Below are 14,672 nucleotides of genomic sequence, written 5' to 3' on the forward strand. Positions count from 1 at the left end.
ATTAATTTGATCAATAATGAAATAAAAAAGGGATTTATAATCACCTTTATCTCAAAATATTCAAATGTTTTTTTTGAATTAGGAATAGGAGCTGTTTTAGCAAGGTTACTTACACCAAATGAGTTTGGTATTGTAGCGGTTATTTTAGTTTTTACTTCTTTTTTTAATTTGTTGAGTGATATTGGAATTGGCACTGCTATTATTCAAAATAAAAAACTTGAAAAAAAGCATGTTCAGTCTATTTTCAATTATACTATTTTAATAGGGCTTATAACAAGTATCATATTCTCATTTATATCGTACCCTATTGCAAATTTTTATAATAATGATGATTATATAAAAATTGGTAAGTATTTATCGATAGCAATATTCTTTTTTACCCTAGAAATTGTACCGCAAGCTATAATTAGAAAAGAGAAGAAATTTTTAAAAGTAGAAGGAACTATTGTATTTGCAAATGTTATTACAGGAATTATAGCAATTTATCAGGCATATCATGGTTACGGATATTTTAGTTTAATTAATAGAGCAATATTTAAGTCAATAATGCTATTTTGCATAAATTTTTATAATTCCAAACTAAAAATTTCTACAAGCTTTAATTTTCAAGGAATGAAGATGATTATGGTTTACTCATCATTTCAATTTGCATTTAATTTTATCAATTTTTTTTCTAGAAATTTGGATAATATTCTTATTGGAAAGTATTTAGGGGCTGCCAGTTTAGGGTTTTATGATAGGGCTTATAGGCTTATGTTGTACCCTGTTCAAAACCTCACTAATGTAATAACACCAGTACTTCACCCCATTTTATCTGAATATCAAAATGAACCTGAAGTTATTTATAACAGTTATAAAAATATTTTAGAAATACTGGCCTTTATAGGAATGCCTTTATCTGTTTTTCTATATTTCTCAGCAGATGAGATAATTTATTTAATGTATGGAAGTCAATGGAAAGAGAGTGTTCCAATATTTAAAATACTGGCTTTAACAGTATGGATTCAAATGACACTTTCAAGTACTGGAGCAGTATTTCAAGCTCTAGGGAAGACAAATTTGCTGTTTTATTCAGGTTTTATATCGTCTGTATTTATGGTAACTGCAATTTTAGTTGGAGTCTTAGTGTTTAAAGATTTAGAATTTATTGCTTATGGACTTTTAATAGCTTTTTTGTTAAACTTTCTCCAAGGTTTCTTTTTTTTATTCAAAATGGGCTTTAAAAAAAATGCATTGCACTTTTTGAAATTTTTTAAAATAGGTTTTGTTAGTGCAGTAGTTCTGTTTTTATTTTTTTATTTTTTAGTAAAAATTGATTTTACCGCTATAATAATGCTAATTTATAAAGGATTTTTATTATTCTTATCTCTTGTTATTGGCGCCTTTATTATGAAAAAAAAGTATATTCTTTTTGTTTGCGATAAAATAAAGGATAAGTACTTTTGAGCGTTTTAATTATTATCTCAAAACAATAAAAATATTGAACTCAAATTTTGAAATATCAATCGTTATACCCTGTTTTAACGCCGCGGGCACAATAATTAAAACGATTAATTCGCTCATGGCTCAAACTTATAAAAAGTTTGAGTGTATAATAATTGATGATCATTCTGTTGATTCGACAATGACCATTGTTAATGAATTTATTAGCAATGATTACCGTTTTTCCATAATGTTAAGGAATACAAAAAACAAAGGGGGTAGTGTTTGTAGAAATCAAGGTTTGAAAGCATCAACAGGTAAATACATAATGTTTTTAGATGCAGATGATTTTGTTAGTCCAAATTGTTTGGAAGATAGAATTAATAATATGAAAGAAAACCCCGCTTTGGACTTTGGAGTTTTTAATACCGCCATTATTGGAAAAAGAACTATGCTGTTAACAAGATATAGTAAAGACCCATTACGCGATTTTTTAATTGGCTGTTATCCATGGCAAACTATGAGCCCTTTATGGAAGAGAAGTTTTTTACTTAAAATTAATGGGTTTAATGAAATATTTCCTAGGCTTCAAGATGTAGAAATTCATACTAGAGCTCTTTTATTTAATGGTGTAGTTTACAAGTATTTCCCTTTATCAAAAACGGATTCGTTTTACAATTTCAGTAGATCTAAAGAAGTAAATATTGATAAAATAAAAAAACAGATTACAGGATACATACTTTATTTAGAGCAAACATTGATGATGATAAAAGATGAAAAGTATAAGAAATATTTGAAAAGAACTTATTATTTACTGATAAGCATATTAGATGAAATCCCTTCAGATTCTAATTTACAGTTAAGGATAATTAAAATAGAAAAAAATCTTGAACTTTCCAATATAGAAAAAATAAAAATAGACCTTTTTAAAAGTCTAAATAAACATAAGATTTTTAATAAACATATAATTTTTGAACTCTTGTTTTTTAATTTCAATAGGATTTTAAATTACTTGAGTAAGATACTGAGTAGTAATAATTATAATAAATTATTATGGAGAGATTAAATTTAAGTACTTTCAAATGGGCTCAGAAAAATATTTTCATATTATTACTTTTGATACCTATTTCTATTAAAATTAAAGTTTCTTCATCTGTAATGCTGTTACCACAAGATTTGTTGTTGCCAGTCTTTATTGTAGTATATTTCGTTTTTAAGAATAAGTTTACCGCTAAATTTTCAAGAATTACTTTACCATATATATGCTTATTGCTGGGGATTTTTATTATGATTTTTTCAACACTTTTATCTTTTTTTTATGTTGTTGACTCCGTAGGGCTTTTGAAGCTATTTAAATATTCAATTTATTTGATTTCCCTGTTGGCTATTGCTGATTATTATAAGGTTGATTTTTTAAATAAGATAAACAATATTACAATACTTTTAATATTAGCTACATTGATATTTTTTATTTATAATAGAAGCTTACATCATAATTTAAGTTGGAGTCAATTTATCAAAATCGCAACTTATTCTGCCTATAATATGCCAACAGGTTTCACAAATAGATACTTAGATTTGTCAAATTTTAATGTAGGAGTTATTTCTAATAACCATGGTATTTATGGGAGTTATTTAGTTTTAATTTCAATTCTTAATCTATCAAATATTATTAATAAAGGATTAGGAATTGCTAAATCAAAGATTGTTTTGACACTTTGTTTTATAAATATTATGCTTTTAACTTCTAGAGAAACCTTTTTATTAATAATAATTGTTTTCTTAATGTTTTTTTTGAGGAAATTGTTATTTAAAAAATTTAATATTAATAATCTTATTTACTTTGGTAGTATTATTGTTTTCTGTATTTTAATTGGAGGTTGGTTAATTTATTATTATGAAATAGAATTATCAATTATAAATAAAATCTCTAACTCTATTAAAGGTTTTAAAGAGCATGGAGGTGATGGGAGTATTAATGTTCGTTTTAATACATGGAAAATTATAATATCTATGCTTGTTTTGAACCCTCTATCTTTTTTTATAGGTTTTGGTTACAACCCCTCAAGGTTTTCTGAGCAGATAGATAGTTACGCTTATGTTACAGGGGGAAAATATGTTACTGTCCCAGAAAATCTATTTTTAATGTTTACTAGTTACGGTGGTATATTTTCATTAATGTTTTTGTTGCTTTTTTTCTTAGGATTATATCTTCAGTTTAGAAAGTTTAGAAACTTGAAAGTAGGGTCATTTCTTTCTTCGTTTGTTATAGGATTATTTTTTACAAACTTTACTGGCGGTTCAATTATAGCCGAGTTATTAATGACGCAATTAGGTTTGGTTTATTTCTATTGTTCTAATGCAAATAAATTTAATAATGATTAATATTTTGTATATCACGAGTAGAGCAGATATTGGAGGAGGCCCCATTCATTTAGATTTATTGATTAATAATATTAATTTACAGTATTTTAAAGTTTTTTTGGTGTGTCCAAAACAAGGTGAATTATATGATGAATGGAAAAATAATAAGAAGATTGAATCAATAATTGAGATTCCATTTAGGAAATTTTCTGTAAAATCATTTTTTAATATTTGTGCATTTTTAAAGAAAAAGGATATTACAGTTATTCATTCTCATGGTAAAGGGGCTGGTTTATATTCTAGGTTACTAAAGAGCATTTTTAGAAAATATTTAGTAGTACATACCTTTCACGGAGTTGGTAGTGTTTTAAAAGCAAAAAGTTTTAAAAGTAAATTAAGAAATATATATATAGAAAGAATTTTGAAACATTTTACAAACCTTTATGTCGCCGTATCAAATGGAGAGAAAGAACTTGCTGTAAAATATTTTAAATTAAAAAACAAATTCAAAATCATTGTAATCTACAATGGAGTTATAACTCCTCATATTTCAAATAATAAAAAAAAGAAAGGAATACAAATTGTGTCAATAGTTAGGTTTTCTCCGGAGAAGAATATGGAATTTGCATTTCAAGTTGCTAAGAATTTAAAGTGTTTTGATTTTCTTTGGATAGGTGATGGAGAAGAAAAAGGCATTTTAGAAAGAAAAGCAATTGTTGAAGATGTAAGTAATATTGAGTTTTTTGGGTTTAATAGAAATCCCTTTAATCAAATACACCGTGAAAAACCAATCTTTCTTTCTACTTCTAGAGGGGAAGGCCTCCCTCTTACTCTTTTAGAAGCTGAGTCCTTAGGAATACCAATTGTAGCAACTAATGTGATTGGTAATAATGAGGTGGTTGTTGAAGGTTTTAACGGTTACCTTTTTGAGGAAGGAAACCTAGAACAAGTTAAAGAATTATTAAAAAAACTTGTTCATCAAGATGATATTTACCAGAGAATGTCTAAAAATACCATAGTTGATTTTGAAAATAGATTTAATCTTTATAAAATGGTAAGTTCTACAGAAAACATTTATAAGGAAGTAGTTTTAGACAAAAAAGATTTTCATTGAATATGATTAAATTTTTTAAGCCATATCTTAATTCAAGTTTCATTAATATACTATTAATGAATTTAACTATATTCATTGGTTTGTTTTCAATTAAACTGATACCATATTTCTTGATATTATGTTCATTGTTTTGGATTGTGTTTGAAAGAGATTTTAGTTACTTTAAGGAGAAGAAAAAAATATTTTACCCTTATCTTCTTTACGTATTAACTTTTTTTGCAGGGTTTTTATTCACAGAAGATAAAGCTAATGCGCTTAAACAATTGGAAAGGCTTATACCGTTTGTAATTATTCCAGTTATTATGGTTTTTAATAATTGGGATAGTCTCAAAATTCGTTTTTATGGGAATGTGTTTGTGATTGGAGTTGTTATTATTTCAATATGGTCTCTGATTTTATTATTGAATTTTAGTGTAAATGAAAAAGTGTTTTTATTGACGATGAACAAAAATTATTTGCAATGGAAGTTTCCTCATTTAATTGGTTTTCACCCGACCTATTTTGGCTTGTTTATTGTGACCGCAACTATAATTTTATCAGAAAATATCTTATCAGCAATCAATAAAAAGAAATTTGTTCTAAGTGTACTAGCAATATTTTATTTGACAACTTATCTAGTGTATTTAAGCGCAAGAAATGCCTTAATATGTCAATTTTTAGTTTTAATTGCAATAGTTTTTTCACATTTAAAAAATGTTCGTATAAATAATAAAACAAGAACAACTTATTTTTTTTTATTGTTACTTTTTTTATTTCTATTTATTTTTATGTTTCAATCGGGATTTTTATTAAGTAAATTTAGTAGGGTTTTTAATGATGATAGATTTTTTCTCTGGCCTTATGCCCTCGACAAAATAAAAGCAAATCACTTCATATTAGGCGAGGGATTGGGTGGGGGAGCTGTTTACTTTTCTGAAATAATACACAATATTAATGATACGAGAATCAATTACAAAGGAGTAGATTTACACAATCAATATTTGAAGGATTATATCGATTTAGGAGTAATGGGATTGTTAAGCTTATTTGTTTTAATATTTTCACCACTTTATAAAAATTTTAATATATATTATTTCCTCTTTGTTCTTGTTTTTGCTATTGCTATATCAACAGAGTCTATGTTAAGTATAATTAAAGGTATTATTTTTTTTAATTTTATATCTATATTCTTTACTATGAAAACTTTTAAAGACAAAGCAATTAAAATTTAATCGTATATGAAAAAAGCATTAATTCATGATTGGTATTATGTAAATGGAGGAGCTGAGAAGGTGATTCAATCGTTTAATAATATTTGGCCAGATTTTGATCATTATGCATTAATTGATTATTTAGAAGATAAAGACAGAGAGGTAATATTTACAGGAAATAATAAAAAGACAAACACCTCTTTCATTCAAAAGTTGCCAACCTCAAAATCTAATCATAGAAAATTTTTACAATTATTTCCAAATGCGATTGAACAATTTAATCTAAATGAATACGACTTGGTCTTAAGCTCATCAGCTTCAATTGCAAAGGGCGTTTTAACCAATCAAAATCAACTTCATATATGCTATTGTCACTCTCCAATGCGATACGCTTGGGATTTATATCATCAATACTTAAAGGAATCTAATTTAACAGGCATAAAGGGTATTTATGCAAAATATGTTTTGCATAAAATGAGAATTTGGGATATTATCTCATCAAATAGAGTAGATTACTTTATTGCAAATTCAAAATACGTAGCTAAGAGAATAAAGAAAATTTATAATAGAGATAGTATTGTTATATATCCTCCTGTGGATGTTAATAATTTTAGATTGGTTGAGAAAAAAGACGACTATTATTTTACGGGGTCAAGAATGGTTTCATACAAAAAAATGGAATTAATTGTAAGAGCTTTTAATAAGATACCAAACAAAAAATTAATAGTTTCTGGAGATGGACCTGAGTTTAATAAAATAAAAAAAATAGCTAATCAAAATATTGAGTTATTGGGTTTTATTAAAAGTAATGAATTAAGTCAATATTTAGAAAAAGCAAAGGCCTTTGTTTTTGCTGCAGAAGAAGATTTTGGTATTGTTCCAGTGGAAGCTCAGGCATGTGGCACTCCGGTAATTGCGTTTGGAAAAGGAGGTGTTTTAGAAACAATTATAAAAAACAAAACGGGCATTTTTTTCTATAAGCAAGAAGAAGAAAGTATAATTAATGCGGTTAATGAATTTGAAACACGAACTTTTGATTATAAAGAGATAAGAGAAAATGCAATAAGATTTTCAAAAGAAAGGTTTGAAAGTGAAATAAAAGAATTTATTTTAAGCAAATATAAAAGCTTTAAAGAAAGCAAAGAAAATCTTATATAATATATTTGTTTTGTACGTTTGTAACCTTAAAATATACTAATGAAAATAAAAACTATCTGCTGCATAGGAGCAGGCTACGTAGGAGGACCAACCATGGCGGTTGTTGCGCAAAAATGTCCAAACATAAAAGTTACCATTGTTGATATTAATGCATCAAGAATAGCCGCGTGGAACGATAACGATTTAAATAAATTACCAGTATTCGAACCGGGTTTAGATGTGGTTGTTAAAGAAGCCAGAGGAAGAAATTTGTTTTTCTCTACAGATATTGATAAGGCTATAGACGAGGCTGATATGATTTTTATATCGGTTAATACGCCCACTAAAACCTATGGAAAAGGAAAAGGAATGGCGGCTGATTTAAAATACATCGAGTTATGTGCACGTCAAATAGCCAGAGTTGCAAAACAAGATAAAATAGTTGTTGAAAAATCAACTCTACCAGTAAGAACAGCATCAGCTATAAAAAACATTTTAGAAAACACAGGCAATGGTGTTCGGTTTCAAATACTATCAAATCCTGAATTTTTGGCTGAAGGAACTGCAGTAGAAGACTTATTGAAACCAGATAGAGTTTTAATTGGAGGTGATAATAGTGAAGAAGGACAAAAAGCTATTAACGCATTAGTTGACGTATATGCTAATTGGGTTCCTAATGAACGCATATTAACAACTAATGTTTGGTCATCAGAGCTGTCTAAACTTACTGCTAATGCTTTTTTGGCGCAACGTGTATCCTCAATCAATGCAATGTCTGTTATTTGTGAAAAAACAGGAGCAGATATAAACGAAGTTTCTAAAGCCATTGGAATGGATAGTAGAATAGGATCAAAATTCCTTAAGGCTTCCGTAGGATTTGGTGGTTCTTGTTTTCAAAAAGACATTTTAAATTTGGTTTATATTGCTAAAACTTATGGTTTAAATGAAGTGGCAGATTATTGGGAACAAGTTATTCTCATAAATGATTATCAAAAGAATAGATTTTCAGATAACATTGTAAGCACATTATATAATACTGTTTCAGGAAAGAAAATAGCATTTTTTGGTTGGGCGTTTAAAAAAAATACTAACGATACACGTGAATCTGCAGCAATAAAAGTAGCTGATAATTTATTAAATGAACAAGCAGAGATTGATGTTTATGACCCTAAAGTTAATACAGAACGTATTTATGCAGATTTAGACTATTTAAACACGCGTAGTTCAGAACAAAATCGAAAGCTATTAAAAGGGCAATCTAGTCCTTATGAAGCTGCTAAAGATTCGCATGCAATTGCAGTATTAACTGAATGGGATGAGTTTAAAACTTACGATTGGCAAAAAATATACGATAATATGCATAAGCCGGCCTTTGTTTTTGATGGAAGAGGGATTTTAGATATTAAATTACTAGAAAAAATAGGTTTTCTATGTTACAAAATAGGTAGTGGAGCGAAAGTTTAGTATAAAAAAGTAAAATGAAAAAAATTCTTATAACTGGTGCAGCGGGTTTTTTAGGTTCGCATTTATGTGATAGATTTATAAAAGAGGGTTATCATGTTATTGGAATGGATAATTTCATTACTGGCGATAAAAAAAACCTTGAACATTTAATAGAAAATCCAGACTTTGAATTTATAGAGCATGATGTAACTGAGTTTATTAAAATTGAAGGTGCGTTAGACTATATTCTACATTTTGCATCCCCAGCAAGTCCTATAGACTATTTAAAAATACCAATACAGACATTAAAGGTTGGCTCATTAGGCACACACAATCTATTAGGTTTGGCAAAAGCTAAAAGCGCACGAATTTTAATTGCATCTACTTCAGAAGTATATGGAGACCCATTAGTACATCCACAAACTGAAGATTATTACGGTAACGTAAATACAATTGGACCCCGAGGTGTTTATGATGAAGCAAAACGCTTTCAAGAGTCTATAACCATGGCATATCATAGGTTTCATAGTGTTGAAACAAGGATTGTTCGTATTTTTAACACTTATGGACCAAGAATGAGACTGAATGATGGCAGAGTAATTCCAGCATTTATGGGGCAAGCACTTCGTGGGGAGGATTTAACCGTTTTTGGTGATGGCTCTCAAACACGTTCATTTTGTTATGTAGACGATCAAGTGGAAGGAATTTACAGATTGTTGTTAAGTGATTATCCTTATCCAGTGAACATAGGAAATCCACATGAGATTTCAATTAGTGATTTTGCTGAAGAGGTTATAAAATTAACTGGTACTACCCAAAAAATAATTTACAAAGACCTTCCTGTTAATGATCCTTTACAAAGACAACCAGATATTAGTCTTGCTAAAAAGCTACTAGGATGGGAACCGAAAGTAGATAGAGTTGAAGGAATGAAAATAACATTTGATTATTTTAAAAATTTATCTAAAGAAGAGTTATTCAAAAGTGACCATAAAGATTTTAAAGATCATATAAAAAAATAAAGTGAATTATAAACAGGGTAGATATTCAAATTTAATTAAACCTTTATTTGGGCTTATAGATTTAGTCATAATAAATACGACTGTTTTTTTCTTTAACATAAATCTTAAAAATGCATATATATTTAACCTGTATATTTCTTTAGTGTGGATTTTTATTTCGGTTAGAAACTATTTTTATGAAGTAGAGAGACATACAAAAATCATTAAAATTATTACGCTTTTATTTAGACAAATAATCCTTTTTGCTTTAGCACTTTATGCCTTCATAGGAGTTTTTAAGCAACCTAATATTAGTAGATTAGCATTAGGAAATTATTTACTGACCATATTCGCATTAATTTTTATTTTTAAATTCTTCAATCTTTATTTATTGAAAAAATACAGATCGGTTTTAAGTCGTAATACAAGAAATGTTATTGTAATTGGTAAAAACGAAAAAACTAGACAATTAATAAAGATTTTTAATACGAGATTAGATTTTGGTTATAAATTTAAAGCACAGTTTAATACTGATTCTGAAAGTTTTTCTTTAAATAACTGTTTTAATTATATCATTGAAAATAATATTGATGAAATTTATTTTTCAGTTGCAGAATTGTCAAATAAGCAAATTAATAGATTAATTGATTTTGCTGATAATAACTTAAGAGAGTTAAAGTTTATACCTGATAATAAGGATATTTATGCTAAAAAACTCAAATATGAGTATTATGATTATATCCCAATTTTATCATTAAGAGCAATACCTTTACAAGAATCTGTAAATAAGTTTATTAAAAGATTTTTTGACATCATATTCTCTTCTTTTATTATTGTATTTGTGCTTTCATGGTTAACACCAATTTTAGCTATATTAATAAAACTTGAGTCTAAAGGACCTGTGTTTTTTAAACAGTCTAGGAATGGTTTTAACTACGAGGAATTTGATTGCTATAAATTTAGATCAATGACCCCAAATAAATCAGCTCATTCAGCTCAAGCGACTAAAGGAGATATGCGTATTACCAAAATGGGTAAATTTATTCGAAAAACAAGTATTGATGAGTTACCACAATTCTTTAATGTTCTTTTTGGGGATATGTCAGTAGTTGGCCCACGCCCTCATATGGTTACTCATACAAATTTATATGCTCAAAAAGTAGATAAATTTATGGTCCGCCATTTTGTAAAACCTGGTATTACAGGTTTAGCTCAAATAAGTGGTTTTAGAGGCGAAATAGAAACAGATAAAGATATTATTAATCGAGTTAAATATGATATCTTCTATATTGAAAACTGGTCATTATTATTAGATTTAAAAATTATGATTCAAACCTTTTTAAACGCTTTAAAGGGAGAGGAAAAAGCATATTAAATTTTATCAATTAATAATTTTAATTGGGAATTAAAATTGAAGTTTTCGAAAGCTGTTTGTTGTATTTCTTTTCTAATATTTGAATTGACTTCAGATGGATTAATTTGAGATAAAACCTTATTTAAGTCATTATAATTGCCAGATTGAGCCACCCAACCCAAGTTGAATTTTTCTATTAATTTTTCTCCTTCACCACCACCAAAATACACCATAGGAATCCCTAAACGGGCATATTCAAAGATTTTTGATGGAACAGAACCGTAAATTCTATTTAATAGAGGAATAATGGTTAAATCGTAATTTAAAAGCTTTTTGTGTAATTCTTGTCTTGTGACCTCACCATGGTAAACAATATCGTGTTTTGGATTGTTAGAAATCAGGTTTTCAATTTTTTGCTGTTCAGAGCCTGCTCCATAAATATGAAATTGAATATAGGTATAATTTAATTCTTGACATAATTTATAAATACCTTGAGCAATACCTAATAACCCCGCGTAAACCATTTTTAACTTTCCCGTTTGTATTGGTTTTTCTGAAATTTCAGGAGCATCAAAATCTGGATAATTTCGATATAAGAAAATTTCTTTTTTTGAAAATAATGACCTAACATGGCTTAGTATTTCTTCACTTTGTCCTAAAACTAAATCGGCATGTTTGTAATTAAACAGTTCAATCTTTTCTAATAGAGAATAACTAAAATTTTTTTTTAAAGCACCAAGTTCTAAACCTGCAATAGGCCATAAATCACTTACATTTAAAATGAGTTTTCTTTTTTTTGAACGTAAAAAAATCATAGATATAAAAGCCACGAGTAAAGGTGGTGATTGTACAATAACTGTTTTAGGAATTTTATTCCAAAGAAAAAACCATATTAAACTAAAACTGTACGATAGCATTGCAATAAGACGCAATAGTTTATTTTTTGAATTGTTTGCGTAAATCCATAATCTGTAAATCGAAATACTATTTTCTAAACTATAAACTTTAAATCGACCTTTATAATCTTTAAACACTTTACCTCTAGGATAGTTTGGTAAAGGTGTAATTACTGAAACCTTAAAATTATGTTTTTGCAAACCTTCAGCTAAATGAAAAATACGATTTGAAGCTGCTCCAGTTTCAGGTGGAAAATAATTAGTAATGATGAGAATATCCTTCATTTATAATTTAAAAATATGTGATAAATGATGAACAATCCTTTCTGCTGCTTGTCCGTCCCATAACTTTGGGATACTTCCCTGTTTCCATGTGCCAGAAAGTAATATTTTAAAAGCATTTTCAATTTTCCCAGAATCATTACCAACTAAAATATTGGTTCCAATATCACAAGTCTCAGGGCGTTCGGTGCTATCACGCAAAGTAATACATGGCACATTCATAACAGTAGTTTCTTCAGTAATTCCACCTGAATCGGTGATAACTGCTAAAGCATTTTTAACCAAATAATTAAATTCTAAATACCCTAAAGGATTGACATAATGTAGGTTTTTAAAATTTAAATTTAATTCATTTAAAAGTTTTTGAGTTCTAGGGTGTACGGGAAAAATGATAGGGAAATCTTTACCAAGTTTTACAATTTGAGTAATTAATGCTTTCAGTTGTTTTTCTTCATCTACATTACTTGGTCTATGAAGCGTCATTACCAAATACTTTTTATTTGCTAACTTTAATTGATCCCAAAGATTAGGTTTTTTTAAACGATTTTCATTTTTAAGTAAGGTGTCAATCATGACATTACCCACAAAAAAGATATTTGATTTAGAAACACCTAGTTGTTCTAAATTTTGGTTGGCATAGGTTGAGGTGGTAAAAAAATAATCGGTTAAACTATCGGTTACAATTCTGTTAATTTCTTCTGGCATGCGCATATCTCCAGAGCGTATTCCTGCTTCAACATGTGTTACTTTTATATGGGCTTTTTTTGCGACAATTGTACATGCCATTGTTGAGGTTACATCACCAACAACCATAACCAAATCGCATGGGTTTTCATTTAATTCTTTTTCAAAACCAATCATTATTGCTGCGGTTTGTTCAGCTTGTGAGCCACTTTTTACTTCTAAATTTATATCTGGCAAGGGTATATTTAGTTCTTCAAAAAAAGTTCCGCTTAAGTTTTTATCATAATGCTGCCCCGTGTGTACCAATCTGTAATTGATATTAAAACCTTCTTTTTTTTTGTTTTGAATGGCTTCAATAATGGGTGCAATTTTCATAAAGTTTGGTCTCGCACCAGCAACAATAGTAATATTCATGTATTTTAATTTAAGTAGGATGAAAACTGTTTCAATTTACCACTTTTTGAACGAATTAATTTGTCTTGTCTTTTAAAGAGAATGGTTAGTCCTTTTTCAAGATAGTTTTCCATTTCTGCGGTAATCATTTTTATTTTTTCTTCTGATAGTTCTTTTGTGCTCACATAAATAATTTTGAAAGTATCAAGTTTTAATTGCTCAATAACAAACTCTTTAACATAACCATCATTTTCAATAATACTTTTAGTAATATAATAAAAGGTTAAACCTGCTGCTGTTTTACCACTAGGTAACACAGCGATATCATTAGTTCTACCAATTAGTTTTTCGAGAATAGGCTTTTTAAAAGTACTATTTATTGAAAGTATTCCAATATCTCCAATATCGTAACGTATAAATGGTTGAGATTTATTGTAAAGTGAAGTTATAACTAATCGTCCCTCTTCACCGTATGGCAACACATTGTTATCATTATCAAGAATTTCAACAAATAAGGTTTCACTATTTACTTGCCATTCTCCATTGGGATTTTGAAAAGCTATTAAATCTAGTTCAGACGCACCATATTCGTTAACTACAGGAACACCAAATTGTGTTTCCATAAGTTTTTTGTCATCTTCAAAAAGCATTTCAGAAGTAACTATACAAACTCTTAAAGACGGACAAGCAGATTTTAGTATAATATTTTTGCGTTGTAAATACTTAGCAAATTGAACTATTGGGCTTGTATAGCCATTTACATATTCTAGTTGTTTAGTTTTAAAAACATTTAGCCAATTTTCAAAAGCTAAATCACTTAAATCAAAAACATTAAATCGAGTTCTATTACTAATAAAGTCTTTTAGTTTTTCTTTGTAATAACCTTTTTTGTCTAATGGGATACCATAAAATCGAGCTTGTATAGATTGGTTAAAATCTATGTTAAACCACCCAAACCTATCCCTTATAACCGCCCAAGTTAAAGCATGACAAAATTTGTCTTTAGAGAAAATAAAAGGCGTTCCAGACGCTCCAGAAGTTTTATCTATGTAAACATCTTTTTTTGATAGATCATTAGATAGAAGAGACTCTAAAGGCTGTTGTAAATTCTGTTTAGTCATAACAGGAATGCTATTCCAATCTAATGGATTAACATTTTTTGCGAAGTTTTTATAGAAATTATTGTGTTTTAGGTGATAAGTAACAATCTCTTGCTTTCTAGTTTCAACGTAAGTATCAAAATCAGAAGTGTTTTTATTCTGAATATCTTGCAATAATTGTTCTGCTTTTCTAATAGGAAAGCCGCTTAATTTTAATGAAAGGTCGAATAATTTCAAACTAATAGAATAATGATGTAAAGTAAATAAAAAATATTCGTGTAATAGAAGCATT

The 14,672-nt window shown here is 28.2% G+C and carries 12 protein-coding genes; 9 read left to right on the forward strand and 3 right to left on the reverse strand.

Annotated features, from left to right (window positions below; translation table 11 throughout):
- Nucleotides 1-6 precede the first annotated feature (6 nt).
- The 9 genes from MBM09_RS01945 to MBM09_RS01985 are packed head-to-tail and all read left to right on the forward strand — an operon-like array spanning nucleotide 7 to nucleotide 11,046.
- Entirely contained in the window at nucleotides 7-1,446 is a 1,440-nt protein-coding gene (locus MBM09_RS01945; RefSeq protein WP_238675166.1) for a lipopolysaccharide biosynthesis protein, read from the forward strand.
- 34 nt (nucleotides 1,447-1,480) lie between these two features.
- Nucleotides 1,481-2,488, forward strand: a complete 1,008-nt coding sequence (locus MBM09_RS01950) for a glycosyltransferase family A protein (protein ID WP_238675167.1) — start codon at nucleotides 1,481-1,483, stop codon at nucleotides 2,486-2,488.
- The gene (locus MBM09_RS01955; RefSeq protein WP_238675168.1) at nucleotides 2,476-3,807 is read left to right on the forward strand and encodes an O-antigen ligase family protein; all 1,332 of its coding nucleotides are present in this window, start codon (nucleotides 2,476-2,478) and stop codon (nucleotides 3,805-3,807) included. Before MBM09_RS01950 ends, MBM09_RS01955 begins: the two co-directional genes overlap by 13 nt.
- Complete coding sequence (locus MBM09_RS01960) at nucleotides 3,800-4,900, forward strand: glycosyltransferase (protein ID WP_238675169.1); 1,101 nt, start codon at nucleotides 3,800-3,802, stop codon at nucleotides 4,898-4,900. The genes MBM09_RS01955 and MBM09_RS01960 overlap by 8 nt, the downstream gene beginning before the upstream one ends.
- Before the next feature lie 56 nt (nucleotides 4,901-4,956).
- On the forward strand, nucleotides 4,957-6,111 hold the full coding sequence (locus tag MBM09_RS01965; protein WP_238675170.1) for an O-antigen ligase: 1,155 nt from the start codon (nucleotides 4,957-4,959) through the stop codon (nucleotides 6,109-6,111).
- Nucleotides 6,112-6,117: 6 nt separating this feature from the next.
- Nucleotides 6,118-7,248: a glycosyltransferase gene (locus MBM09_RS01970; RefSeq protein WP_238675171.1), complete on the forward strand. Its 1,131-nt coding sequence runs from the start codon at nucleotides 6,118-6,120 to the stop codon at nucleotides 7,246-7,248.
- A gap of 39 nt (nucleotides 7,249-7,287) precedes the next feature.
- Nucleotides 7,288-8,691 carry a UDP-glucose 6-dehydrogenase gene (locus MBM09_RS01975; RefSeq protein ID WP_238675172.1) on the forward strand — a complete coding sequence of 468 codons (1,404 nt, stop codon included), beginning with the start codon at nucleotides 7,288-7,290 and terminating at the stop codon, nucleotides 8,689-8,691.
- 14 nt (nucleotides 8,692-8,705) lie between these two features.
- Complete coding sequence (locus MBM09_RS01980; protein WP_238675173.1) at nucleotides 8,706-9,692, forward strand: UDP-glucuronic acid decarboxylase family protein; 987 nt, start codon at nucleotides 8,706-8,708, stop codon at nucleotides 9,690-9,692.
- Nucleotide 9,693: 1 nt separating this feature from the next.
- Nucleotides 9,694-11,046, forward strand: a complete 1,353-nt coding sequence (locus MBM09_RS01985; protein ID WP_238675174.1) for an undecaprenyl-phosphate glucose phosphotransferase — start codon at nucleotides 9,694-9,696, stop codon at nucleotides 11,044-11,046.
- Here MBM09_RS01985 and MBM09_RS01990 read toward each other — a convergent pair.
- From MBM09_RS01990 to MBM09_RS02000, 3 genes are read right to left on the reverse strand one after another with little or no spacing between them, the layout of a single operon-like run.
- Nucleotides 11,043-12,206, reverse strand: a complete 1,164-nt coding sequence (locus tag MBM09_RS01990; protein ID WP_238675175.1) for a glycosyltransferase family 4 protein — start codon at nucleotides 12,204-12,206, stop codon at nucleotides 11,043-11,045. The two genes, MBM09_RS01985 and MBM09_RS01990, sit on opposite strands and share 4 nt — an antisense overlap.
- Entirely contained in the window at nucleotides 12,207-13,301 is a 1,095-nt protein-coding gene (gene wecB, locus MBM09_RS01995; RefSeq protein WP_238675176.1) for a non-hydrolyzing UDP-N-acetylglucosamine 2-epimerase, read from the reverse strand. It abuts the gene before it with no gap.
- A gap of 5 nt (nucleotides 13,302-13,306) precedes the next feature.
- Nucleotides 13,307-14,671 carry a phenylacetate--CoA ligase family protein gene (locus MBM09_RS02000; protein ID WP_238675177.1) on the reverse strand — a complete coding sequence of 455 codons (1,365 nt, stop codon included), beginning with the start codon at nucleotides 14,669-14,671 and terminating at the stop codon, nucleotides 13,307-13,309.
- Nucleotide 14,672: the final 1 nt, after the last annotated feature.

The sequence above is a fragment of the Flaviramulus sp. BrNp1-15 genome (genome assembly GCF_022259695.1).
Lineage (GTDB): Bacteria > Bacteroidota > Bacteroidia > Flavobacteriales > Flavobacteriaceae > BrNp1-15.